We start from the raw sequence: 23951 nt of genomic DNA, 5'->3' as shown, positions 1-23951 counted from the left end.
CAAGGATCCCCGATGACACAGCAGAACAAGGCCGGCGCCAATCGCCGGTCGAAGGTGGGCGATCCTGCCCAGGCCAAGCAGGAGCAGCTCGCCGCCTCGACGACGGACACGGTCGCGCCGCTCACCACCAACCAGGGCCTGCAGATACCCGACAACCACAACTCGCTGAAGGCGGGCGTGCGCGGGCCGTCGCTGCTCGAGGATTTCATCCTGCGCGAGAAGATCACGCACTTCGACCACGAGCGCATCCCCGAGCGCGTGGTGCACGCGCGGGGTTCGGCCGCCCACGGCTACTTCGAGGTCTACAAGTCGATGTCGCAGTTCACCTGCGCATCGTTCCTGCAGGACCCGGCGGTGCGCACGCCCGTTTTCGTGCGCTTCTCGACCGTCGCGGGTTCGCGCGGCTCGGCCGACACGGTGCGCGACGTGCGGGGCTTCGCGGTCAAGTTCTATACGCAGCAGGGCAACTACGACCTGGTGGGCAACAACATCCCGGTGTTCTTCATCCAGGACGCGATGAAGTTCCCGGACCTGATCCACGCGGTCAAGCCCGAGCCGCACAACGAGATGCCGCAGGCCGCGAGTGCCCACGACACCTTCTGGGACTTCGCCTCGCTGATGCCCGAGACCACCCACATGCTGATGTGGGCCATGTCGGACCGTGCCATTCCGCGCAGCCTGCGGATGATGGAGGGCTTCGGCGTCCACACCTTCCGCTTCGTCAATGCGCGCGGCGAGAGCCACTTCGTGAAGTTCCACTGGAAGCCCAAGCTGGGCATCCACAGCCTGGCCTGGGACGAGGCGCAGAAGCTCGCGGGCAAGGATGCCGACTTCCACCGGCGCGACCTGTGGGACGCCATCGAGGCGGGCAACTTCCCCGAATGGGAACTCGGCGTGCAGATCGTGCCGCCCGAGAAGGAGCATGCCTTCGGCTTCGACCTGCTCGATCCGACCAAGTTGATCCCCGAGGAGATGGTGCCGGTGCAGCGCATCGGCCGCATGGTGCTGAACCGCAACCCCGACAACTTCTTCGCCGAGACCGAGCAGGTGGCCTTCCATCCGGGGCACGTGGTCCCGGGCATCGACTTCTCGAACGATCCGCTGCTGCAGGGCCGCCTGTTCAGCTACACCGACACGCAGATCTCGCGTCTGGGCGGCGCCAACTTCCACGAGCTGCCGATCAACAAGGCCGTCTGCCCCTTCCACAACTTCCAGCGCGACGGCATGCACCGCCAGTCCATCGCGCGGGGCCAGGTGGCCTACGAGCCCAATTCGCTCGGCGAGGGCAAGGAGTTCCGGGTCGACGGCGGCAGCGCCGGCTTCCAGTCATTCCCCGAGGAGATCGATCCGCCCAAGGTGCGGCGGCGCAGCCCCAGCTTCGACGATCACTTCACGCAGGCGCGCCTCTTCTTCAACAGCCAGAGCGTGCCCGAGAAGGAACACATCGTGGCCGCCTTCCGATTCGAGCTGTCGAAGGTCGAGCTGCCCGCGGTGCGCCAGCGCATGGTCGACAACCTCGCGCACGTGGACGAGAAGCTGGCGCGCCGGGTGGCCGAGGCACTCGGCATCAACGAGCCGGACGCCAAGGCCGCGGCCGGACGAGCGGGCTTTCGCGAACGTCGCGACGCGATGCCGATCGACGAATCGCGCGCGCTCAGCATGGCCGAGAGCGGCGACGGCTCGATCAAGACCCGCAAGATCGCGATCCTCATGGCCGACGGCGTCGATTCCGCCGCGCTGAAGCCGATCCGCGAGGCGCTCGAACAGGCCGGCGCGCAGTGCAAGGTGGTGGCGGCCCGGCTCGGCACGGTGGCCAGCGCCTCGAAGCGCCAGCTCGAGGTCGACGTCACTTTCGTCAACACGCCCTCGGTGGCCTTCGACGCCGTGCTGCTGCCGGCCGGCGCGGAGAGCGCCAAGGCGCTGGCGGCCAATGGCGATGCGGTGCATTTCGTGCTGGAAGCCTTCAAGCATTGCAAGGCGATCTGCGCCGTGGGCGAGGGGGTGCAGCTGTTGGCCTCGCTCGGTGTCGGCAACGATCCCAAGGCCGCGCCGGCCGGCGTGGTGGTGGCGGCGACGCCCGTCACCAATCTCGGCGATGCCAGCGCAGCGACGCAGATCGCGCACGACTTCGTTGCCGCAATCGCCCGGCATCGGCACTGGGACCGGTCCGGCATCGACGCGGTGCCGGCCTGAGTGCCTGGGCGTCGGGGCGTCCGGGCGGTCAGCCCAGTTCCTACTTGCGGCCGTCGGCCGGCTTCAGCACGTTGCCGTTGAGCGTGACCGGCTTGCCGATCGGCGGCGCGGTTGCGGTCTCGACATGTCGCAGCGACCCATCCTGCATGCGCACGCCGACCTCGTAGACCGTCACGGTCTGGGTCCGCTTCTCGACCTCGTTCCCCGCGAAGCCGCCGCCGACCGCGCCGATCACCGTGGCCGCGGTGCGTCCGCCGCCATGCCCGATCTGGTTGCCGAGAACCCCGCCGAGCACGCCGCCCGCCACCGCGCCGACACCGCTGGTCGAGGGCTTCTGGCGCTGGAAGCTGCGCACGGTCTCGACATGGCCGCACGTGCTGCAGATGCGCGCGGGCGCGGGGGCCGGCGCAGCGCCGGCTGCCACGCTGGTGCCGGTTGCGGGCACCGCGCCGTTCTGCGCCATCGCCGGCGGTGGCAACACCTCGGGCGCGCGCACCGCAGGTGCCGGCGAAGCGGAAGGAACGGGCGCCGCGACCGCCGGAGGTGCGGCATCGGCGCGGAAATCGTCGGGCGCACGCACCGGTGTCGCGGCGGCCGCGACGGCCGGTGCCGTGACCACGGCCGGCGCTGCCGCCTCGTTGCGGCCCAGCTGGCTCAGCAGCACGCCACCGAGCACGACCACCGCGACGCCCAGCCCGCCGACCGTCGCCCACAGGGCCTTGCTGGATCGCGAGGCCGCAGGGGCGGCCGGAGAAGCGGGTGCGGAATCGAATGAAGGCGAACTCATGGCAAATCTCCTGGGTCTGCGCGGTTCAGTCCTGCCAGGCCAGCAGGCGCCGCGGTGTTTCCCAGAACAGTTTCCGCCGATCCGCGGCGTCCGGGAAGAGCTGCGCCACCAGTTTCAGCTGTAGGCCGTAGTCGATGCGTTCGGTGGCGCGCAGGTAGGGCCAGTCGGAGCCCCAGACGCAGCGATCGAGCGTGAAGGCCTCCACCAGTGCGCGCACGTAGGGCCAGGCATCCTCGTGCGGATGCGACCGGCCCGAGAACTTGGCGAAGCCCGAGAGCTTGACGCAGGCATCGGTCGAGCGCCCGAGCGCGAGCAGGGCCTGGAAGCCCGGCTGCGCCAGGCCGGCCTGCGCATCGGGCTTGCCGCAATGGTCGATCAGCAGCGGCAGGCCGGCATCGGCCAGCAGCGGCATCAGTGCCGGCAGCTGGTCGCGCTCGACCTGCACCTGCAGCAGCATGCCGAGCTCGCGCAGCTTGCGCAGCAACTCGCGGGCGCCCAGGTAGTGGTCGACGCCGAGGAAGGACGGGTTGAAGGCCACCCCCACGATGCCCCGCGACTGGAGCGCCGCAAGCGCATCCAGGCCGATGCCGTGGCTGACCACGGCCACGCCCTTCATGCGGCCGCTGCTGCGGGCGATGGCATCGAGCAGGCATTCGTTGCGGTCGGTGCCGTAGCCCGAGTTGGGACCGACCACCAGCGCCTTCTGCACGCCATGGGCCGCCATCACCGCCAGGAACAGCTCGGCCGAACCGGTCTCCTGGCCTTCGGGGCGGTAGTGCGTGTCGGGCGCATAGGGAAACCGCTTCGGATCGAAGACGTGGTTGTGGCAGTCGATCTTGGGTTCGTCGAAGACATTCATGAAGGTCGCGTCGGGGTGGTCGATGCCTCGGAGTGTGCAACGGCGGGCCGTGCGGCGGGAGGGCCCGCGAGGCCCGAGAGGCTCGCGAGCCCGACCCCGGCGACCGTGGCGGCAACCGCGAGCAGGTCGAGGGCGCTGAGCCGGTCGCCGAGCCACCACCAGCCGCCGAGCGCCGCGAACACCGGCGCCAGAGCGCCGAAGGCGGCAGCCCGCGCTGCACCCAGGCGCTCGATCGCGAAGCCGATCAGCCACAGGCCGAGGAGGCCCGCGACGAGGCCCTGCCAGAGCGCCTGCCACACCAGGTCGCGCAGCGGCGCGTCGAACAGATGCACCTCGCCGCGCCAGGCCAGCCATGGCAGGAGCAGCAGTGCCGACCAGCCGTTGACCAGCGCCGCGCCCTGCCAGGCCGTGAGACCGCTGCGTCGGAAGGCCAGCGTGTAGCCCGCCCACAGTGCCGCGGCGAGCAGGAACAGCAGGTCGCCGCGCCAGGCGCCCGGCGCGGCGCCCGCGAGTGCGCTGCCGCCGAGCAGGGCGACGCCGCAGGCCAGGCAGGCCAGCCCGATGCCGCGGCCGCGTCCGGGGCGCTCGCGCCACAGCACCCAGGCCAGGCCGGCGACGAACAGCGGCGAGGCGCCTGCCATCAGCACGCCCATGTGGGCCGCAGGCGCGAAGCGGGTGCCGCTCATCGCGGCAAGGCCGAAGGGCAGGCCGGCACCCGCCACGATCGCGAGCAGCAGCCGGCGCGGCAGCCGCTGCGGCAGCAACCCGAGGCGCAGCAGCAGCGGGCACAGCGCGAGGCTGGGGATGACATAGCGCAGGATCACGAGATCGGCGGCCGCGATGGAGCCGGTGGTGGCGTGGCGCGTCATCACCTGCCAGCCGCCGCCGATCAGGGCCGAGGCGAGGCCGGCCAGCAGGCCGGCCAGAAGGCGTGGGTCGTACAAGTCGAAGGGCTCCGCATGGCGTGGGCGAGCCGCGAGTCTGGGATCAGCGCGGCGGCGGCGCTACCAGATTCGTGCGCATCCGATCCGGCCCGATACCGAAATGGCGGCGGAACACCGCGCCGAAATGGCTGTGGCTCGCATAGCCCAGATCGGCCGCCAGCGTGGCGAGATGGCGTTCGCCCTGGCGCAGCCGCTCGAGCGCCATCGTCATGCGCAGCCCGGTGCGAAAGCCGTGCAGGCTCTGGCCGGTCTGTTGCCGGAAGCGGCGCGCCAGGTGGAAGGCCGAGCAGTTCGCGGCGTGCGCAATCTCGCCCAGCGTGTCGTCGCGCTGTGGTTCGGCGGCGATGTACTCGCGCGCCCGTTCGACCGCGCGATGGGGTCGCACGGCCCGGGCCGCCTCGGGTGCGAGCAGTTCTTGCGCCAGGGCCAGCAGTCCTTCTTCGAGCGCAAGGGGCTCGACCCGCTGCTGCGCGAGCCCCTGCGACCAGTTCGCCAGCTGAAGGTGAGCCGACAGCGGCAGCGGTGCCCGGCGCGACGGACCGAGCTCGGCATCGACGATCAGCAGCATGCTGCGCTGGCCCGCCCAGGGCTGGCGCAGGCGGTAGGGCTCGCCGGGCCGCAGCCACAGGGCCGACGCCGGATCGCAGCTGAAGGCGTGGTCGCCGATGCGGCATTCGAAGCAGCGGCTGAACGGCAGCAGCAGGCGCGGTGCCTCGACCTGGTAGGCCGGGCTCCAGGAGTCATCGGCGCTCCCGAGCGCGAGCCGCTGCCATTGCAGCAGCGGGCTTCGAAAGACGACGTCGCGCAGGTAGGCCATCGAGGGCGGAGGCTACGGATGTCCGCGGCGAAGCGCAAGTCGCAAAAGGTGGAGTCGAGCCGCGCAAAACGCGTGCCGACTGCCTGCGAGGGGTGATCTCGCGGTCTTATCCGACAGGGCGGCGGCCGCACTTCTGGCAGTCTCGTCGGGTTTTGCTCTCCAACCGACCCTCCATGCCCACCAAGACCGCCGTCGACCCCCAGGAATTCCAGCGCCTGCTCAGCCGCAACCTGAAGCTCCCGCTGGCCGGCGGCATCTTCGGGGCGGTGGTGTTCGTGGCGCTGATCGTCTACCTGCTGTCGGTGATCGGCTGGGTCGAGCACACCGACCGCGTCACCGGCAGCGCCAGCGAGCTGCAGCGCCGCAGCATCGACATGGAGACCGGCATGCGCGGCTTCCTGATCACAGGCGACGACCGCTTCCTCGAGCCCTACGAAAGCGCACTGGCGCGCGTCAAGAACGACACCGGCGCGCTGCGCAGCCTGGTCTCGGACAACCGGGCACAGGTCGACCGGGTCGACCGCATCGCCTCGCTGCAGGAGGCCTGGAACGCGTTCGCGCGCGAAGCCATCGACCTGCGCCGCAGCGGCGGCGACTACGCGCAGGCGGTGCGGCTCGGGCGTGGCAAGCGCCTGACGGACGACATGCGCAACGAGTACACCGCCTTCCTCGACACCGAGCGCGGCCTGCGCTTCCAGCGCAACCAGGAGGTCAACCGCACCAGCATGACGATCGTCGCGCTGTTCGTGCTGTTCACGCTCGCCACCACTGCGCTGCTGGCCTTCTTCGGCCGCCGCCAGCTGATGCGGCTGTCCGAGGGCTACGACGCGGTGCTGGGCGAGCAGGCGGCGCATGCCGAGGTCCTGCAGCAGCAGGCCTGGCTGCGCGGCGCCCAGACCGAGCTCACGAGCGAACTGGTGGGCGAACTCAGCGCCGCGCAGATGGGCCGCAAGGTGCTGGACTTCTTTGCCCGCCATATCGACAGCACGGTCGGTGCGCTCTACCTGCGCGAGCGTCACGGCGCGCTGCGGCGGGTCGCCAGCTACGGATTCTCGGCCGAGGCCGAGGCCGCATCGCAGGTGCTGGGGGCCGACGAAGGCCTGGTCGGGCAGGCCGCGAGGCAGAACCGGCTGGTGCTGATCGAGCCCGTGACCGCAGACTACCTGCGCATCAATTCGGGCCTCGGCGACATGGCACCCACCGCCGCGGCGCTGCTGCCCGTGGCCAGCGACGGCGTGGTCAATGCGGTGATCGAGCTCGGCCTGCTGCGCGCGCCGGGCGCGCGCGTCCATCAGCTGCTCGAGCTGGTGGCGCCCAACGTGGGCAGCGCGGTGGCCGCGGTGCGCTACCGCGAGCAGTTGCAGGACGCGCTGGCCGAGACCCAGCAGCTCAACGAGGAACTGCAGGTGCAGCAGGAAGAGCTGCGCACTGCCAACGAGGAGCTCGAGGAGCAGTCGCGCGCGTTGCGCGCCTCGCAGGCCACGCTGGAGAACCAGCAGGCCGAGCTCGAGCAGACCAACAGCCAGCTGTCCGAGCGCACCGAGGCGCTCGACCAGCGCAATGCCGCGCTGCGCCGCGCCCAGCACGACCTGGAGGAGCGCGCCGACGAGTTGCAGCGCGCGAGCCGCTACAAGTCCGAGTTCCTGGCCAACATGTCGCACGAGCTGCGCACGCCGCTCAACAGCGCGCTGATCCTCTCGAAGCTGCTCGGCGACAACCCCAAGGGGAATCTCGATGCCGAGCAGGTGAAGTTCGCCGAGTCGATCTATTCGTCGGGCAACGACCTGCTGGTGCTCATCAACGACATCCTCGACATCGCGAAGGTCGAGGCCGGCAAGCTCGACGTGGTGGTCGAGGAGGTCGGCCTCGCGAAGCTGGCGGCCAACCTCGAGACCACGTTCACGCCGCTGGCGGCGCAGAAGCGGCTCGATTTCCGCCTGGAACTGGAGCCGGACGCACCCGCCACGCTGGTCACCGACCAGCAGCGGGTCGAGCAGATCCTCAAGAACCTGCTGTCGAACGCGCTCAAGTTCACCGACCGCGGCCAGGTGCGGCTCAGGGTCTCGGCCGGCGCCGACGGCGGCGCGGTCTTCGCGGTCTCGGATTCGGGCATCGGCATCGCGGCCGACCAGCAGGAGGTCATCTTCGAAGCCTTCCGCCAGGCCGACGGCACCACCAGCCGGCGCTACGGCGGCACCGGGCTGGGCCTGTCGATCTCGCGCGACCTGACGCAGCTGCTGGGCGGCACGCTCGGCGTCGACAGCGTGCCGGGCAGCGGCAGCACCTTCACGCTGACGCTGCCGGCGCGCGCCCCGCAGGCCGACGGCGCGGCGCGGCCGGCGCCGGCCGCCCATGCTGCTGCGAGCGCAGCGGCGGCGCGCACGCGGCCCCCGATGCCGGCCGCCGCGCCGCTGCCTGCGGCGCCGCCGGCACCGCTTCCGGCCGCGATCCCGGCACCGCGCTTCGACGACGACCGCTCACTGCCGCGCGACAACCAGCGTCGCGTGCTGGTGATCGAGGACGAGCCGCAGTTCGCCCACATCCTTTACGACCTGGCGCACGAGCTCGGCTACCGCTGCCTGATCGCGCACGGCGCGGCCGACGGCTTCAGCCTCGCGACGCAGTTCCTGCCCGACGCCATCCTGCTCGACATGCGCCTGCCCGACAGCACGGGCCTGGGCGTGCTGCAGCGCCTCAAGGACGATCCGCAGACGCGTCACATCCCGGTCCACGTGGTGTCGGCGCAGGACAACTCGGAGGCCGCGATGCACATGGGCGCCATCGGCTACGCGCTCAAGCCGACCTCGCGCGACCAGCTCAAGGCGGTGTTCCGCAAGTTCGAGGACAAGCTCACGCAGAAGGTCAAGGCGGTGCTGCTGGTCGAGGACGATGCGCTGCAGCGCGAGAGCGTGGTGCGGCTGATCGGCGACGACGACGTGGTCATCACCGCGGTCGAGACCGGCGAGGAGGCGCTGGCGCTGCTGCGCGAACGCGTCTTCGACTGCATGATCACCGACCTGCGACTGCCCGACATGCAGGGCAGCGAGCTGCTCAAGCGCATGGCGACCGAGGAGATCGTGTCCTTCCCGCCCGTCATCGTCTACACCGGCCGCAATCTCACGCGCGACGAGGAGACCGAGCTGCTGCGCTATTCGCGCTCGATCATCATCAAGGGCGCTCGCTCGCCCGAGCGGCTGCTCGACGAGGTGACGCTGTTCCTGCACAAGGTCGAGGCCGATCTGTCGACCGAGCGCCAGACGATGCTCAAGACTGCGCGCGGGCGCGATCGCGTGTTCGAGGGCCGGCGCATCCTGCTGGTGGACGACGACGTGCGCAACATCTTCGCGCTGACCAGTGCGCTCGAGCAGCGCGGCGCCGTGGTCGAGATCGGCCGCAACGGCCGCGAGGCGCTCGAGAAGCTCGACCAGGTGGCCGACATCGACCTGGTGCTGATGGACGTCATGATGCCGGAGATGGATGGCCTGGAGGCCACGCGCCGGCTGCGCCAGGACCCGCGCTTCGAGAAGCTGCCCGTCATCGCGGTCACGGCCAAGGCCATGAAGGACGACCAGGAGCAATGCCTGGCCGCGGGCGCCAACGACTACCTCGCGAAGCCGGTCGACCTCGACCGCCTGTTCTCGCTGCTGCGCGTGTGGATGCCGAAGATGGAGCGCCTGTGAACCGGCCGCCCGCCATGAGTCCGGCCCGCAGCGCGGCGCCTGCCGCGCCGGCCGCGCCGCCGCAGCTGCATCCGCCGAGCGACACCGAGATCGAGCTGCGCCTGCTGATGGAGGCGATCTACCTCAAGTACAGCTACGACTTCCGCGACTACACGGGCGCCTCGCAGAAGCGCCGCGTGATGTATGCACTCGGCCAGCTCGGCCTGCCCAACATCTCGGTGCTGCAGGAAAAGGTGCTGCGCGATGCCGCGCTGTTCGCCGAGCTGCTGCAGTACCTGACGATTCCGGTGAGCGAGATGTTCCGCGACCCGGCCTACTTTCTCGCGCTGCGGCGCCAGGTGGTGCCGATGCTGCGCACCTATCCGTCGCTGACGGTGTGGGTGGCCGGCTGCAGCACCGGCGAGGAAGTGTTCTCGCTCGCCATCCTGCTGCGCGAGGAAGGCCTGCTCGAGCGCACGCGCATCTATGCCACCGACATCAACCCCAGCTCGCTCGAGAAGGCGCGCCAGGGCATCTTTCCGCTCGAGGCCGTGCGCGGCTACACCGCCAACTACCAGCGCGCGGGCGGCCAGCGCGCCTTCTCGGACTACTACACGGCGGCCTACGAGGCCGCGCGCTTCGACCCCTCGCTGTGCGCCGACGTGATCTTCGCCGACCACAGCCTGGCGACCGACAGCGTGTTCGCCGAGACGCACCTGGTGTCCTGCCGCAACGTGATGATCTATTTCAACCGGCAGTTGCAGGACCGCGCACTGGGCCTGTTCCACGAGTCGCTGTGCCATCGCGGCTTCCTCGGCCTGGGTGCCAAGGAGAGCATCGACTTCTCGGCCTACGGGGGCCGCTTCGAAGTGTTGTCGCGGGCCGATCGCGTGTATCGGAAGCTCGCATGAAGGGCCCGCTGTCGCATTCCGAGCGTCGCATCGAGGCGGTGGTGGTCGGCGCGTCGGCGGGCGGCGTCGATGCGCTCTTCACGCTGCTCGAGGGCCTGCCGGCCGACTGGCGGCTGCCGGTGGCGGTCGTGATCCATCTGCCCGAGAGCCACGAGAGCCGGCTGGCCGAGGTGTTCGGGCACCGGCTGCCGTTCCCGGTGCGCGAAGCCGAGGACAAGGCGCCCGTGGCCGCCGGCACGCTGTACTTCGCGCCGCCCGGCTACCACCTGTCGATCGAGCGCGAACGCCGCTTCTCGCTGAGCTGCGAGCCCCCCGTGCTGTTCTCGCGGCCCGCGATCGACGTGCTCATGGCCTCGGCCGCCGACGTCTACGGGCCGGCGCTGGCCGGTGTGCTGCTGACGGGCGCCAACGACGATGGGGCGCAGGGGCTGCTGCGGGTTCACCAGGCCGGCGGCATCACCGTGGTGCAGGACCCCGCAGAGGCGCTGGTGCCGACAATGCCGCGTGCGGCCATCGCGGCCCATGCGCCGGATTTCGTGCTTTCCCTCCGAGACATTCGAATGCTGCTGCTGCAGCTGGACTCCGCCCATGCCCATTGAAGTCGAAAGCAAGCTGCTGATCGTCGACGACCTGCCCGAGAACCTGCTGGCCCTGGAGGCGCTGATCCGCGGCCCGCGCCGGCCGGTGTTCCAGGCCAGCTCGGCCGAACAGGCGCTCGCGCTGCTGCTCGAGCATGAATTCGCGCTCGCGATCCTGGACGTGCAGATGCCCGGCATGAACGGCTTCGAGCTGGCCGAGATGATGCGCGGCACCGAGCGCACGCGCCACATCCCGATCATCTTCGTCAGCGCCGCGGGCCGCGAGATGAACTACGCCTTCAAGGGCTACGAGAGCGGCGCGGTCGACTTCCTGCAGAAGCCGCTCGATGCGCAGATGGTCAACAGCAAGGTCAGCGTCTTCGTCGACCTGTACCGGCATCGCAAGGCGCTCGCGCACGAGATCGATGCGCTGGCCGCTTCCCACCGCCAGCAGGAGGCGCTGGTGCAGCAGCTGCAGTGCACCCAGCGCGAGCTGGAGCGCGCGGTGCGCATGCGCGACGACTTCATGTCGATGGTCTCGCACGAGCTGCGCACGCCGCTCAACACGCTCTACCTGGAGACCCAGGTGCGCAAGCTGCACCTGACGAAGGGCAACATGGCGCCGTTCGGGCCGGACCGCCTGCCCGCCATGATCGAGCGCGACCAGCGCCAGATCCAGAACATGGTGCGGCTCATCGACGACATGCTCGACGTCACGCGCATGCGCAGCGGCACGCTGTCGGTCCAGCCCCGGGACAGCGACCTCGCGCAGCTCGCGCGTGGCGTGGTCGAGAGCCTGGCGCAGCAGGCCGAGGCGGTGGGTCCGCCGATCGCGCTCGAGGCTCCGGCCAGCGTGCCGGGCCGCTGGGACGAGTTCCGCATCGAGCAGGTGCTGACCAACCTGCTGACCAATGCGCTGCGCTACGGCGCGGGAAAGCCGGTCCAGGTGACGGTGGGGCAGGACGGCGGCTTCGCCTGGGTGCGCGTGCGCGACCACGGCATCGGCATCGCAGCGGCCGATCACGGCCGCATCTTCGAGCAGTTCGAGCGCACCGAGGACAGCCGCAAGCGGGCCGCGGGCCTGGGCCTGGGGCTCTACATCGCGCGCGAGATCGTGCAGTCGCACGGCGGCGAGATCCGCGTCGAGAGCGCGCCGGGTGAAGGCGCCACCTTCGACATGCGCCTGCCGCTGCATGACCGGCCGCCGGTCTGAACGGTCGCGTTGCGGAGCACGCCGCGCGGCCTGAAACGGAGGCCGACCGGGGCCGCGTCCTACACCGGGGAGCCGGCCGCGCGTCGGATACTCTGGGTCTTTTGGCCGCGGAGATTTGCAAAGTGAACGTCCTGATCGTCGACGACAACCAGGCAGCAGCGGACCTGCTTCAGGAATTGCTGGTGCTGCAGGACCACACGGCCTGCTGCACCTACACCGGCCAGCAGGCGCTCGACATGGCGGCGCGCGAGAACTTCGATTGCGCGCTGGTCGACCTCACGCTGCCCGACTTTCCCGGCACCGAGGTGGCGCGCCAGCTGCGCGCCGGGGCGCGCGGCGAGCCACCGCTGCTGGTCGCGATCTCGGGCTTCTCGGCCGACGAGGCCACGAGCGCCGCGGGGCTGTTCGACCATCACCTGCAAAAACCGATCGACTTCGACCTGCTCGACCGCATCCTGGCGCGGCCCCTCGCGGGATGAAGGCTTCACCGGGCGCGCGCAGCTGGATGGCGGCCGGCGTGCGCCACGAACTGCTGACCCGGGCGCTTCCGGCGCTGCGCCACGACATGGCGGCGCCGGTCTCGGTGATGCGCATGAGCATCCTGCTGCTCAAGCGCCAGCTGGGCAGCGCCACGTCCGGCGACGCGCCGCCGCTCGACGCCGACGCCGCGCTCGAGCGACTGGGCCTGATCGAGGAGCAGGTCGCTTCGCTGGCCGCGGGCGTGCGCTCGCTGCGCGACTGGGAGCTCGCCACCGACGACGCCGGCATCACTCGCAGCGCGCTGGTGCTTCAGTGCACCGGGCTCATGCGGGTCGCCTTCGAGCTCAACGGCATCGGTCTCCAGATCGACGAGGCGCTGGCCCCCGAGGAAGGCGAGCCCCGCTACGCGGCGGGCGCTGCGCTGCGCTATCTGGTGCTCGGTGCGCTCGGCTACCTGCACGACAGCGTGCCCGACCTGAGCCGGATCCGGATCGAGGCCGACGGCGATGCGGCCCTGTGCCTGGTCGGCGGCCGCGGCGATGCCGAGCCGGTCGAGCCGATGGCGGGTGCCCATCGCGCGCCGCGCGCGCTGGCCATCGACGCGATCGCGTTGCAGGCCCTGGCCGACGGCCTCGGCTATGCGGTGCAGGTGGAGGGTGAATCGGTGCGCTTTGCGCTCGGCGCGGAGATCGTGCCGGCGGACTGAGCGCGGGCGCCGGATCAGGCGAAAACCGCATGCCTCCGACGCGTCGACAGCAGGGCCCGCAGCTTGGCCGGAGCGACCGGCTTGTTGAGGAGCATCACGCCGCCCTGACGCAGCCGCTGCAGCACGTCCGGCCCCGTCGCGCCGGACACCAGCACCGGCAATGCGTCGGGCTGCAGCCGGTGCGCGGCCTCGATGACCGCCATGCCGTCCTCGTCGTTGGCCAGCTGCAGGTCGCACAGCACGACGTCGAAGTGCGGGCCGTCGGCCTCGAGCCGAGCGATGGCCTCGGCGCGCGTCGAGGCGCACTCCACCTCGCAGCCCCATTGCGCGAGCAGGCCGCGGCTGGCGTCGAGGATGGCCGGGTCGTCGTCGACCACCAGGCAACGCAGGCCGGCCAGCGGTGCCGCGGCCAGCGGCTCGGGGGCGGCCGGCACCACCTCGCGCAGGCTCGCGGCCGGCAACTCGAGCGCGAAGGTGCTGCCGGCCGAAAGCGCCGAGCGCAGCGTGACGCGGGTGCCGAGCAGCGCCGCGATGCGTGCGCAGATCGCCAGCCCGAGGCCGAAGCCCTGGCGCCGGTCGCGCTCGGTGTTTCCGACCTGGTAGAACTCCTCGAAGATGCGCGCCTGATGGATCGGCGCGATGCCGGCGCCGTTGTCGCGCACCTCGATGCGCACTGCGTTGCGGCGACGCCGGGCCGCCACCAGCACCGTGCCGTCGGCCGGCGTGTGGCGTACCGCGTTGCTGACCAGGTTGCCGACCACGCGCAGCAGCAGCGCCGCGTCGCTGTGCACCGCCAGGCCATGGTCGCGCCACAGCAGCCTCACATGGGCCGCCGTCGCGGATGCCGCATGCTGGGCATCGAGCTGGTCGAACAGGCTGGCCAGCGAGACGCCGGCGATCGAGGGCGTCAGCACCTGCGCATCGAGCCGCGAGATCTCCAGCAGGTCGTCGAGCAGCACGCCCATGAATTCCGTCGCCTCCTGCAGCCGGAGCACCGCCGGCCGCTGCTGGTTCGAAGCGGTCGGCATCAGGCCGTCGATGAAGAGGCCCATCGCGTGCAGGGGCTGGCGCAGATCGTGGCTCGCGGCGGCCAGGAAGCGGGCCCGCGACAGCGCCGCCTGCTCGGCCTCGGCCATGCGCTGCAGCGCGACCGCCGTGGCTTCCCGCACCCGTTCCTCGCTCTGCTGGCGATTGCGCTGCAGGCGTTCGGCCAGCCGGTTGATGTCGTGCGCGAGATTGGCCAGCTCGTGGCGGCTGCGGCGCTCCTGCGCGTCGCTGCCGTCGCGCACCGGTTCGGCGCCGACCACGTGGCAGCGCGCATCGAAGCGGCCGGCCTCGAGCGCCGCCACGGCGCGTGAGATGCGGCGCAGCGGCTGGGCCACGGCCCGCGCCGTGTGGCGCACCCAGGCCCAGGCCACCAGCAACGCGATCAGCGCGATGCCGATGCTGGCCATCAGCGAGCGCGTGCGCTCGTGCGCATGGGCCGTGGTGTCGCGGAAAGTCTGGACCAGGCCGATCGGCGCCTCGCCCGCGGCGGTGGCGCCGGCCGGTGCGAAGGCGGTCACGCGCGAGGCCTCGCGCAGCGTCACCGGGGCCGTGAACATGCGCAGCTGGGCCAGCGGCGCGGTCTTGGGTCCGGCCGTGACGTAGACGCCCGCGCTGTTGCTGATCTCGACCCGCGTCACCTGGCCGCCGCGCAGCGCTGCATTGGCGACGTTCTGCAGCGCCGGCAGGTCGCCGGCGTAGAGGCTCAGGTCGGACATCGCCGCCACCTGGCGCGCCACGGCCTCGCCCTCGGCGTCGAAGGCGGCCTCGAGCGTGGTCAGGCGGCTGTGGGTGAACCAGCCCGTGAGGGCCAGCGCCACCGCGGCGCACGGCACCACGCCGAGCCGGAACAGGTCGCGGTGCAGGCTGCCGCCGAGGCGCAGTGCGCCCGGCTCGGCCGCCGCAGTCTCGCCGCCACCGCGCGGCGCAGCGGCGGCAGCGGCTGGCACCGCGAGGCCGTGGCTCGGGGCGCTCATCGAATGGCCGCGACCCGCGCGGTCAGCTCGCGTTCGTCGGGCAGGCGCAGGCCCAGCACGCGGGCCACGTTGGTATTGACGCGCACCGTGGACGGCGTCGCAGCCTCGACCCGCACGCCGGTCGCGCCGCCGGCCTGGGACAGCTTGACGCCCAGCGACCGCGCCTGGCGGGCCAGCTGGCCGGGGGTCGAGACCGCGGCCGCGAGCCCTCCTGAGCGCACCAGCCCGTCGTTGGTGCCGAACACCGGCAGGCCTGCCGTGGCCCCCGCGCGCAGCACCGCGAGCGCGGCGGCCTGGCTGTCACCGATCTTGTCGGGCAATACCAGCAGCGCATCGCTGTGCGAGACCAGCATGCGCAGCACCGCGGCCAGCGACTTGGCGTCCGGCGCGTACTCGACCTGCAGCTCCCAGCCCTGTCCGGCGCGCTGCAGCTCGCTCACCACCGGTTCCGATTCGGCCGTGGCGACGATGCCGAGGCGGCGCTTGGCGGGCAGCACGGCGTCGATCAGCGCGAGCTGGTCGGCCATCGCGGGCTCGCGCAGCAGCACGCCGATCTGGCGCTCGGGACGGCGCAGCGCCGCCGTGCCCTTGAGGCTTTCGTAGTCGAGCCGGCTCAGCATCGCGAGCACCAGCGGATCCTGGCCCGGACGGTCGATGGCGGAACGCGCGGCCGCCATGCCGACCGCCACCGTGATGCCGGTGCCCGGCGGCAGCGCATCGCCGGCCTCGCCGCCCGGCACGTGGATCAGGCTGAAGCGGCTGCCGGCCTCCTGCGTCTCGCGCAGCTGGCGCACGAATTCGGAGTGCGCCGCCGTGTCCTCCGCCACCAGGACCGTGAGCCCGCCGGCGGCCGATGCGGCGGCGCTGCACAGCCACAGGGCGGTGCCGGCCAGGGCCGCAAGGACACGCTGCATGGCGGGCAGCCGGGGCAGACGAAAAGGGGGCATGGACTGCATTCCGCAGTGGCAGATGGGACCAATGTACGGAGGCGGCTCTTTGGGCGCGATAAGGCAGAGGGCTTATGTCGGCGCTCGGGCCGACGCATTCGAGAGAGGGATGCCGGATTTCCGCAGCCTGTCGGTCTATGCCGGACGGGGTAACGGCTGCGTGCTGCAGGTGCAGGTGCTGCGGCGCAGCCCGATCCGGGTGGTCAGGCCACCGGCAGCGCCATCGCCAGCGGCCGCGATGCGGCCAGCTGGGCCGCGATGGCCTGGCGCAGCACGCGCGGCGACACCGGCTTGTAGAGCACCGTCACGCCGGCGCTCGCCACCTCGCGCAGGCGGTCCGGCTTGGTCTCGCCGGTCACCAGCAGGCGCGCCGTTCCGGGGCGGATGCCGCGCGGATGACGCTCGAGCGCCGCCAGCACGTCGAGCCCGTTGTCGCCGCCCTGCAGCAGCAGGTCGCTCACCACCACGTCGGGCGGGCGCTCCCAGGCATCGGCCAGCGCCAGCGCCTCGGTGCGGCTCTGTGCCGCCATCACCCGCGCCCCCCAGTTCGACAGCACCACTTGCAGCCCCTCGAGGATGGTGCGCTCGTCATCGATCACGAGCACCAGCACGTCGTTCAGATCGAGCGCCACTTCGTCGCCCGGGCCTGCCAGCGGCAGCGACGTGGCCGGCAACAGCGGCGCGGGCTGCGCGAGCCGCACCGGTACCCGCATGCAGGTCCCCTTGGACGGCTGCGAGCGCAGCTCGACACGCGTGTTCAGCAGTGCCGCGAGCCGCTGCACCGTCGCGAGGCCCAGGCCCATGCCGCGCGACTCGCGGCCGGCCAGCCGGCCCTGCGGCTCGACCTGGTAGAACTCCTCGAACACGCGCGGCTGGTGGTGCGCGGCGATGCCGATGCCGGTGTCCCAGACCTCCACGCGGACCGCCCTGCCGCGCCGGCGCGCGCCGAGCAGCACGCCGCCGTCGCTGGTGTGGCGCAGCGAATTCGACACCAGGTTGTTGAGGATGCGCGAGAGCATCACGTAGTCGCAGCGGACCCAGACCTCGGTCTTGCGCACCACCAGCCGCAGGTTCTTCTGCTCGGCCACGGCGCGGAAGTTGCGGCTGATCTCGTCGAACAGGGTATCGAGCGGGAAGTCGGTCCACTGCGGCTGCAGCACGCCGGCATCGAGCTGCGAGAGATTCAGCAGCTCCGTGAACAGTCGGTCCAGCGACTCCACGCATTCGCGGATGTGGCCGATGCGCTGCAGCCGCACCGGGTCGGTCTCGCCGTTGGCCAGGCCGTCCGAGAACAGCGTCAGCGCATGCAGCGGCTGGCGCAGGTCGTGGCTGGCCGCGGCCAGCAGGCGGGTCTTGGCCTGGCTCGCGACTTCCAGCTGCTGGTTCTTGCTGGCCAGCTCGGCGGTGGCGTGGACGATCCGGCTCTCGAGCTCGTTGCGGCTCTCGAGCAGCGCGCGCGCCGCCCGGTTGAAGCCGTTCTGCAGCCGCCGCACCTCGGCGGTACCCTCGGCCGCGACCTGCACGTCCTCCTCGCCGGCGCCGAGGCGATCGACCGCGTCACCCAGCGCCTGGATCGGCCGGCTGATCCGGCGCGCGGCCCACCAGCCCGCAAGGCCGACACCCGCGAGGCTGGCGCACAGCACGCCGATCACGTTGAGCCAGACCGCACTCTTCGCGCGCTCGACCGAGGCCAGGCTCATCTCGACCATCACCTTGCCGATCGGCTTGCCGTCGTCGCCGACGATCGGTGCCACCACCTGCAGCCCTTCGCCACGGTCGCGGTCCACGGTGTCTGCATTGGCCACGATCTCGCCGTCCTCGGACCAGATCTGCACCTGTTGCACGTGCGGCTGGAAGCTGCCCGACTGCGCGGTGCGCTGCAGCGCACGACGGTCCATGTGCTGGATCTGCGCCTGCGCCACGGTCGCCACCTGCAGCGCCACGGTCTGCGCGTTGGCGCGCATCAGCTCGGTCAGGTTGCGCAGGTGCTGTCGCGTCAGCACGCCGATCGCGCCCAGCGTGGCGATGGTCGCCGGCAGCAGGGCCAGCAGCACCAGCTGCTGCGCCAGCGTGAGGCCGGCCGGCCGCCGGAAGGCGCCGAGGAAGCGTTTCATGGTCGGCGCGCGCAGGCGCCGGGCTCGCGGCCCGGCGCAACCGAAAAACCCCGAAACGAGAAAAACGACACGGTTAATGCTTAAGTTGGTTTCTAATTGTGTTGTATAGAGTAGCCGCTTGACCAGCCCGACGCGGGTGGCGGCCCCGGCCTCGTGCTCAGAAAGATGTCGCTTCCTCTCGCTACCGCTTCCGGCGCTTTCCGTGTTGGCGCACTCCTCTTGCTGCTTCGATGCCGGACCTGCGTGGCATGGCTGGCCGGCCGGCTGTCGGGTTCCGCGATCGCGCTGCTGCTCGGCGCGGCGTCGCTCGGATCGGTGGCGCAGCCGGTGGTCGACGCCTCGGCACCGCTGCGCTTCGGCATCCTGCCGCTGGGTGGCGCCTTCGAGTCGCGCAACGACTGGGAGCCGGTGCTGGCCGACATGAGCCGTGCCATCGGGCGTCCGGTGGCGATGCTGTCGGTCACCTCGTACGAGGCGCTGGAGCAGGCGATCCAGCGCAACCAGGTCGACATGGCCTTCCTGTCCGGCAAGATGGCCCTCGATGCCGTCACGTTGCGGCGCATGAACGTGCTGGCCCAGGTCACGCGCCACGACGGCCTGCCGGGCTACCGGGCGCTGCTGCTGACGCGCCGCAGCGGCAGTCGCACCACGCTCAAGGACCTGCTGGCCGAGCCCGAGAAATGGCGCCTCGCACGCGGCGAGAGCCGCTCGGTGTCGGGCTTCATCGTGCCGCAGCTGCAGCTCTTCCTGCCCAACCACATCGCGATGGAGACGCGCTTTCGCAGCGAGCTGGTCGGCACCCACCAGGTGACCGCACTCGCCGTGGCCAACGGCGAGGCCGATGTCGCCACCAACAACACGGCGGACTTCGAGCGCTTCAGGCAGCAGTTCCCGGCCGAGGCCGACAAGCTGCAGGTGATCTGGGAGTCGGAGCTGATCCCGCATGCGCAGATCGTGATCCGGCGCGAGTACGGCCCCGACTTCCAGAAGCGCGTGCAGGCCTTCCTGGTCGACTACGCGCGCGCCAGGGGTCCGCGAGGCGACAGCGAGCGTGCCGTGCTCAAGTCGCTGCACGACCTGGCGGGCTTCGTCGCCGCCGACAACAGCTCGCTGCTGCCCGCCGCCAAGTTGTCCTATCAGCTCGCGCGGCAGAGCGCGATGACCTCGCAATGGGTCAACGAGGCCGCGCGCCAGGCGCGGCTGCAGCGCATCGAGACCACCTACGCCGAGCAGGCCGCCGCCTTGCGCCCCGGCGCGCCCTGATCGCATCGCAGCAAAGCGAAGCGGAGGGGTGCGGGGGGCCAGCTTGCATCGGGCCGGTCAATCCCGTACGCTGGAAATCGCCTTTCAGGCGCCGAGGAGACAGCCCATGCCCAGCCGATCGAGCGGCCCCCAGGCCGCGGTCCAGGATGCCCAGGCCGAGATGGAGGCGGTGCGAACGCTGGCGCTGGTCGGCCCGCCGGCCGCCGGCAAGACCTCGCTGGCCGAGGCGCTGCTGCACAAGGCCGGGGCCATCGGTGCGCGCGGCAGCATCGAGCGCGGCAGCACCGTCAGCGACTTCGATCCGCTCGAGCGCCGCATGCAGCATTCGCTCAATGCGTCGGTGATGCACTTCGTCCACGCCGGCACGCGGGTTCACCTGATCGACACACCCGGCGGCGCCGACTTCCTGGGCCAGAGCCTGCCGGCGCTCGAGGCGGTCGAGACCGCAGCGGTGGTCATCAATGCCGCCACCGGCATCGAGCCGATGGCGCTGCGCATGATGGCCTACGCGGCCGAGCGGCAGCTGGCGCGCATGGTGATCGTCCACAAGATCGATGCCCAGGGCGTCGACCTGGCCGGCCTGCTGGCGCAGATCCGCGAGGCCTTCGGCCGCGAATGCCTGCCGCTCAACCTGCCAGCGGACGGCGCCTCGCGGGTGGTCGACTGCTTCTTCAACCGCGAGGGCGACTCCGACCTGGGCCCGGTGGCGGCCGCACACCAGGCGCTGGTCGAGCAGGTGGTCGAGGTCGACGCCGGCTTCGTCGAACGCTACCTGGCCGAGGGCGACGTCGATGCCTCCGAACTGCATGCGCCGCTCGAGCAGGCGCTGCGCGAGGGCCATCTGATCCCCGTCTGCTTCGTCTCGGCGCGCAGCGGCGCCGGGCTCGACGCGCTGCTCGACGTCATCGTGCGGCTGCTGCCCGATCCGACCGAGGCCAATCCGCCTGCGTTCCTTCGCGGCGAGGGCGCGGGCGCGCAGCCGGTCCAGGCGCGGCCCGATCCCTCGCTGCACGTGCTGGCGCACGTCTTCAAGGTCGCGGTCGATCCCTTCGTCGGCAAGCTCGGCATCTTCCGCGTGCACCAGGGCACGGTGCTGCGCGACAGCCAGCTCTACGTCGGCGACGGCCGCAAGCCCTTCAAGGTCGGCCACCTGTTCATGCTGCAGGGCAAGGACCATGTCGAGGTCGCGCGTGCCCTGCCGGGCGACATCGTCGCGGTGGCCAAGGTCGACGAGATCCAGTTCGACTCCGTGCTGCACGACGCCGCCGAGGACGACCACCTGCACTTGGCGCCGCTGCCCTTTCCGGTGCCGGTCCATGGCCTGGCGGTGGAGCCGAAGCGGCACGGCGACGAGCAGCGCACCTGGGAGATCCTCGGCAAGCTGGTCGCCGAAGACCCCTGCCTGCGCGTCGAGCACGTGGTTGCGACCAACGAGACCATCGTCTACGGCCTCGGCGAGCTGCACCTGCGCGTGATGCTCGAGCGCCTGCGCGAGGTCTACCGCTTCGAAGTCGAGACCCGCCCGCCGCGCATCGCCTACCGCGAGACCGTCACGGCGCCGGCCGAAGGCCACCATCGCCACAAGAAGCAGACCGGTGGCGCGGGCCAGTTCGGCGAGGTGTTCCTGCGCATCGAGCCGCTGGCGCGCGGCGACGGCTTCGAGTTCGCCGACGAGGTGCGCGGCGGCACCATCCCGGGCCAGTTCATGCCGGCGGTCGAGAAGGGCGTGCGCGAGGTGCTGAGCTCCGGCGCGATCGCGGGCTATCCGGTGGTCGACGTGCGCGTGGTGGTGCACGACGGCAAGCACCACAGCGTCGACAGCAAGGACATCGCCTTCGCCACCGCGGGGCGCAAGGCCTTCATGGCCGCGATCCGCGCGGCCCGGCCGATCGTGCTCGAGCCGATCGTGCAGATCGAGATCGCCGCACCCGCACAGGCCATCGGCGACGTCACGGGCGACCTGTCGTCGCGCCGCGGACTGGTCACGGGCACCGCCAGCGGCGGCGCCGGCACGATGTTCGTGCGCGGCCAGGTGCCGATGTCCGAGCTTTCGAGCTACCAGTCGCGGCTCAATGCCATGACCAGCGGCCAGGGCCGCTACACGATCGAGCTGTCGCACTACGAGGCCGTCCCGCCGGCCATGCAGCAGACGCTGATGGGCCAGCACCGCGTGCGCGACGACGACTGAAGGCGGCGCGCTTCAGCGCGGCACGGTCTCCAGGAACACCACCTCCGCCACCACCTGGCCCCCGGACGGGCTCGTGGCCAGCGCTTCGCGCAGCCGCTGCAGGTAGGCCGAGGCAAGCTCGAACGGCGGTCGCTCGGCGCTCTCGCCGAAAGGCGTCGGCGACGACAGCGCGGTGACGAGCACGGTGCCGAAGGGCGGCGCGGCCAGCCAGCTCGAGGGGATGTCGCGGCCGATCTCGAGCGTCTCGCCGGCACGCAGGCGCTGCTGCTGCAGCGGCGTGTTGAGGTGCATCACGGCGCCGTCGGCGGTGTAGTAGTCGACCCGAAGATAGCCCTCGCGGCGCGGGTTCGTGACCTGGATCAACACCTGGTCGCCTTCGCGCAGCCGGCCGTCATGCGCGGTCGGCGTGGCGATCGAGAGGCCCATCGTGTCCTCGCGGTTGCGGGCCTGGTAGGGCTTCAGGAGCGCCAGCACCTCGCAGTGCGGCCAGATGCGCACCTGGAGGTCGAACACTGCGGCGGTGACGCCCGGAATGGCCAGCACGTCGCGCTGCACCTTCTCCTTTTCCTCGGCGAGCGGGACGTAGCCGCGCACGCGGGCCGCGCCATCGGGCGTCACGCTGGCCGACAGGTCGGCGCAGGCGTGGCTCTGCAGCTGCGCATCGACGCGCTCGGCCAGCGTGGACGGCGTCGCTCGCGGGCCGGCTGGCAGGAACCACCACAGCGCGCCGCCCAGGACCGCGACCAGCACCAGGACAAGGCCCAGGCGCAGGAACCAGGAGGACCGATGGCCCGCCGGATCGCGCAGGCCGGCCGGCTCGGTGCCGAGGTCGAGCGGCGCCGTGAGGCGCTCTCGCAGCCCGGCCGCGGGTGCGGCGCCGAGGGCGAGCTGACCGCCGTGCAGTGCCCTGAGCTTGGCGAGTTCGCCATCGTCGCCGCTCTCGAAGTAGTACTGGCCCTTGAAGCCGAGCTCCATGGCGCGCCAGTAGACCTCGCGAACCTCGTCGTCGTCGGGCCGCAGCGCCGACAGGTGGTGGAAGAACTCGGTCTTCGCATTGCTGGAGGCGAACAGCGCCTGCTGCAGCGGCGCGGTGCCGGCCGGGCAGCCCGGGTGGCGCGCGAGGATCTCGTCGATCCAGGCCACCATCGCGAAGCGTGCCGATTCGATCTGCACGTCAGAGCGGCCCTGTGCGCGTGCCGCATCCCGCGCTGCCTCGAGCAGTGCCAGCGCGCGCTGTCGCGAGGCGTCGCAGCCGGGCTCCGGCCGACCCGCGGCGATCGAGGCCTCGAGTCCGAGTCCGAACGAGACGAGCCCGGAAAAGCAGTCGAACAGCCGAGCCATTGCGCCCCGCGACTTTGCGTTGGAGGCGACCCGGTCCGTGATTTCGCGCCTGCAACGTCGGCGCAGGCGCGCGTCCCCGGTCGTTTGAATATGTAACCATTCTTGCACCGGTGACGCGACGCGCCATACCGCTTGGGCTCTATGCCGTTCGGGCGGCGAAATGCGCCTTGATGCGCGCCGCGTTCGCCGTTATCGTCGATGCCGCTCCGTTCATCCATGCCGCTGGGGAAAGCCATGAAAATCCTGATCGCCGACGACCACCGGCTCGTCATCGAGGCGGTCAAGGCCAAGCTGTCGGAAATCGAAGCCGGTATCGACTTCGTTCTGGCCATGAGCGTCGAGGAACTGCTGGCCAGCGCTTCCGACGATCTCGATCTGGCCGTGATCGACCTGAACATGCCTGGCGCCGAAGGCCAGGCCCACATCGACGAGATCCGACGCCGCCATCCCGCGGTGCCCGTGATCGTGCTTTCGGGCTACGAAGACCCGGCCGTCATGCGCAGCGCGCTCGAACGCGGCGTGCTGGGCTTCATCCCCAAGGCCTATTCGCCCGAGGTGATGCTGTCGGCCGTGCGCCTGGTGCTGGCCGGCGGCGTGTACGTGCCGCCGATGATGCTGTCCTCTCTGCCGCCCGGCGTGGTGGCCGGCATCCCGGCCGCGGGCACCGCGGCCTCCGATGCCGCGGCTGCCGCGCGCGGCTCGGCGGCCGCTGCCGCGCAGACGCTCGAGCATCTGCGCAAGGTGCTGACCGAGCGCCAGGTCGAGGTGCTGCAGCTGCTGTCGCAGGGCAAGCCCAACAAGCTCATCGGGCGCGCGCTCGGCATCAGCGAGGGCACGGTCAAGATCCACCTGGCGGCGATCTTCCGCGCGCTCAACGTGCGCAACCGCACCGAGGCCGTGGTGGCGGCGCAGACGCTCACCGAAGCCTGA

At 71.1% G+C, this 23951-nt stretch carries 18 protein-coding genes; 10 read left to right on the top strand and 8 right to left on the bottom strand.

What is annotated here, in order from left to right; translation table 11 throughout:
- The first annotated feature begins 12 nt into the window (after positions 1-12).
- Positions 13-2193 carry a catalase HPII gene (gene katE, locus QTH87_RS15925; protein WP_286610472.1) on the top strand — a complete coding sequence of 727 codons (2181 nt, stop codon included), beginning with the start codon at positions 13-15 and terminating at the stop codon, positions 2191-2193.
- Between the two features lie 40 nt (positions 2194-2233).
- On the opposite strand, the gene QTH87_RS15920 is transcribed toward katE, so the two are convergent.
- From QTH87_RS15920 to QTH87_RS15905, 4 genes are read right to left on the bottom strand one after another with little or no spacing between them, the layout of a single operon-like run.
- The gene (locus tag QTH87_RS15920) at positions 2234-2980 is read right to left on the bottom strand and encodes a glycine zipper 2TM domain-containing protein (RefSeq protein ID WP_286610470.1); all 747 of its coding nucleotides are present in this window, start codon (positions 2978-2980) and stop codon (positions 2234-2236) included.
- A gap of 25 nt (positions 2981-3005) precedes the next feature.
- A complete protein-coding gene (locus QTH87_RS15915) occupies positions 3006-3839 on the bottom strand; it encodes an amidohydrolase family protein (protein WP_286610468.1) in 834 nt (277 codons plus the stop codon).
- Positions 3836-4783 (bottom strand): EamA family transporter, encoded by a 948-nt coding sequence (locus tag QTH87_RS15910; protein ID WP_286610467.1) that lies wholly within the window; start codon positions 4781-4783, stop codon positions 3836-3838. The genes QTH87_RS15915 and QTH87_RS15910 overlap by 4 nt, the downstream gene beginning before the upstream one ends.
- 43 nt (positions 4784-4826) lie before the next feature.
- Complete coding sequence (locus QTH87_RS15905; protein ID WP_286610465.1) at positions 4827-5600, bottom strand: helix-turn-helix transcriptional regulator; 774 nt, start codon at positions 5598-5600, stop codon at positions 4827-4829.
- 173 nt (positions 5601-5773) lie between these two features.
- Here QTH87_RS15905 and QTH87_RS15900 point away from each other — a divergent pair, with 173 nt between their 5' ends.
- The 6 genes from QTH87_RS15900 (at position 5774) to QTH87_RS15875 (ending at position 13147) form a co-directional block, all read left to right on the top strand.
- Positions 5774-9280 (top strand): response regulator, encoded by a 3507-nt coding sequence (locus QTH87_RS15900; protein ID WP_286610463.1) that lies wholly within the window; start codon positions 5774-5776, stop codon positions 9278-9280.
- 14 nt (positions 9281-9294) lie between these two features.
- On the top strand, positions 9295-10170 hold the full coding sequence (locus QTH87_RS15895) for a CheR family methyltransferase (RefSeq protein WP_506555332.1): 876 nt from the start codon (positions 9295-9297) through the stop codon (positions 10168-10170).
- On the top strand, positions 10167-10769 hold the full coding sequence (locus QTH87_RS15890; protein ID WP_286610461.1) for a chemotaxis protein CheB: 603 nt from the start codon (positions 10167-10169) through the stop codon (positions 10767-10769). Before QTH87_RS15895 ends, QTH87_RS15890 begins: the two co-directional genes overlap by 4 nt.
- A complete protein-coding gene (locus QTH87_RS15885) occupies positions 10759-11961 on the top strand; it encodes a hybrid sensor histidine kinase/response regulator (RefSeq protein ID WP_286610459.1) in 1203 nt (400 codons plus the stop codon). The genes QTH87_RS15890 and QTH87_RS15885 overlap by 11 nt, the downstream gene beginning before the upstream one ends.
- Positions 11962-12083: 122 nt before the next feature.
- A complete protein-coding gene (locus tag QTH87_RS15880) occupies positions 12084-12440 on the top strand; it encodes a response regulator (RefSeq protein WP_286610457.1) in 357 nt (118 codons plus the stop codon).
- On the top strand, positions 12437-13147 hold the full coding sequence (locus QTH87_RS15875; protein WP_286610455.1) for a hypothetical protein: 711 nt from the start codon (positions 12437-12439) through the stop codon (positions 13145-13147). The genes QTH87_RS15880 and QTH87_RS15875 overlap by 4 nt, the downstream gene beginning before the upstream one ends.
- Before the next feature lie 14 nt (positions 13148-13161).
- Here QTH87_RS15875 and QTH87_RS15870 read toward each other — a convergent pair whose 3' ends face one another.
- The 3 genes from QTH87_RS15870 to QTH87_RS15860 all read right to left on the bottom strand — a co-directional run bounded on the left by QTH87_RS15870 (position 13162) and on the right by QTH87_RS15860 (position 18229).
- A complete protein-coding gene (locus QTH87_RS15870; protein ID WP_286610453.1) occupies positions 13162-15168 on the bottom strand; it encodes an ATP-binding response regulator in 2007 nt (668 codons plus the stop codon).
- Positions 15165-16115 carry an ABC transporter substrate-binding protein gene (locus QTH87_RS15865; protein WP_286610452.1) on the bottom strand — a complete coding sequence of 317 codons (951 nt, stop codon included), beginning with the start codon at positions 16113-16115 and terminating at the stop codon, positions 15165-15167. Before QTH87_RS15865 ends, QTH87_RS15870 begins: the two co-directional genes overlap by 4 nt.
- Positions 16116-16318: 203 nt before the next feature.
- Positions 16319-18229, bottom strand: a complete 1911-nt coding sequence (locus QTH87_RS15860; protein ID WP_286610451.1) for an ATP-binding response regulator — start codon at positions 18227-18229, stop codon at positions 16319-16321.
- 243 nt (positions 18230-18472) lie between these two features.
- Between QTH87_RS15860 and phnD the strand changes: the two genes are divergently transcribed.
- Together phnD and fusA are read left to right on the top strand one after the other, a co-directional pair.
- Positions 18473-19492, top strand: coding sequence for a phosphate/phosphite/phosphonate ABC transporter substrate-binding protein (gene phnD, locus QTH87_RS15855; RefSeq protein ID WP_444812796.1), 1020 nt, complete (start codon positions 18473-18475; stop codon positions 19490-19492).
- A gap of 106 nt (positions 19493-19598) precedes the next feature.
- A complete protein-coding gene (fusA, locus tag QTH87_RS15850) occupies positions 19599-21680 on the top strand; it encodes an elongation factor G (RefSeq protein WP_286610449.1) in 2082 nt (693 codons plus the stop codon).
- Between the two features lie 12 nt (positions 21681-21692).
- Here the strand turns inward: fusA and QTH87_RS15845 are convergent, their stop codons facing one another.
- A complete protein-coding gene (locus QTH87_RS15845; RefSeq protein ID WP_286610447.1) occupies positions 21693-23021 on the bottom strand; it encodes a DotU family type IV/VI secretion system protein in 1329 nt (442 codons plus the stop codon).
- 234 nt (positions 23022-23255) lie between these two features.
- Between QTH87_RS15845 and QTH87_RS15840 the strand changes: the two genes are divergently transcribed.
- Positions 23256-23951, top strand: coding sequence for a response regulator transcription factor (locus QTH87_RS15840; protein WP_286610445.1), 696 nt, complete (start codon positions 23256-23258; stop codon positions 23949-23951).

This window comes from Variovorax jilinensis (assembly GCF_030316885.1).
Taxonomy (GTDB): domain Bacteria; phylum Pseudomonadota; class Gammaproteobacteria; order Burkholderiales; family Burkholderiaceae_C; genus Variovorax; species Variovorax jilinensis.
The sequence above is the reverse complement of the archived record's forward strand: the minus strand, read 5'-3'. Positions and strand labels throughout refer to the sequence as shown.

Coding starts and splice junctions, on each gene's coding strand:
- QTH87_RS15840 (WP_286610445.1), top strand. CDS start 23,256: ATGAAAATCCTGATCGCCGACGACCACCGGCTCGTCATCGAGGCGGTC.
- QTH87_RS15920 (WP_286610470.1), bottom strand. CDS start 2,980: ATGAGTTCGCCTTCATTCGATTCCGCACCCGCTTCTCCGGCCGCCCCT.
- QTH87_RS15890 (WP_286610461.1), top strand. CDS start 10,167: ATGAAGGGCCCGCTGTCGCATTCCGAGCGTCGCATCGAGGCGGTGGTG.
- QTH87_RS15895 (WP_506555332.1), top strand. CDS start 9,295: ATGAGTCCGGCCCGCAGCGCGGCGCCTGCCGCGCCGGCCGCGCCGCCG.
- fusA (WP_286610449.1), top strand. CDS start 19,599: ATGCCCAGCCGATCGAGCGGCCCCCAGGCCGCGGTCCAGGATGCCCAG.
- QTH87_RS15860 (WP_286610451.1), bottom strand. CDS start 18,229: ATGAAACGCTTCCTCGGCGCCTTCCGGCGGCCGGCCGGCCTCACGCTG.
- QTH87_RS15900 (WP_286610463.1), top strand. CDS start 5,774: ATGCCCACCAAGACCGCCGTCGACCCCCAGGAATTCCAGCGCCTGCTC.
- QTH87_RS15885 (WP_286610459.1), top strand. CDS start 10,759: ATGCCCATTGAAGTCGAAAGCAAGCTGCTGATCGTCGACGACCTGCCC.
- QTH87_RS15865 (WP_286610452.1), bottom strand. CDS start 16,115: ATGCCCCCTTTTCGTCTGCCCCGGCTGCCCGCCATGCAGCGTGTCCTT.
- QTH87_RS15905 (WP_286610465.1), bottom strand. CDS start 5,600: ATGGCCTACCTGCGCGACGTCGTCTTTCGAAGCCCGCTGCTGCAATGG.
- katE (WP_286610472.1), top strand. CDS start 13: ATGACACAGCAGAACAAGGCCGGCGCCAATCGCCGGTCGAAGGTGGGC.
- QTH87_RS15915 (WP_286610468.1), bottom strand. CDS start 3,839: ATGAATGTCTTCGACGAACCCAAGATCGACTGCCACAACCACGTCTTC.
- QTH87_RS15875 (WP_286610455.1), top strand. CDS start 12,437: ATGAAGGCTTCACCGGGCGCGCGCAGCTGGATGGCGGCCGGCGTGCGC.
- QTH87_RS15870 (WP_286610453.1), bottom strand. CDS start 15,168: ATGAGCGCCCCGAGCCACGGCCTCGCGGTGCCAGCCGCTGCCGCCGCT.
- QTH87_RS15845 (WP_286610447.1), bottom strand. CDS start 23,021: ATGGCTCGGCTGTTCGACTGCTTTTCCGGGCTCGTCTCGTTCGGACTC.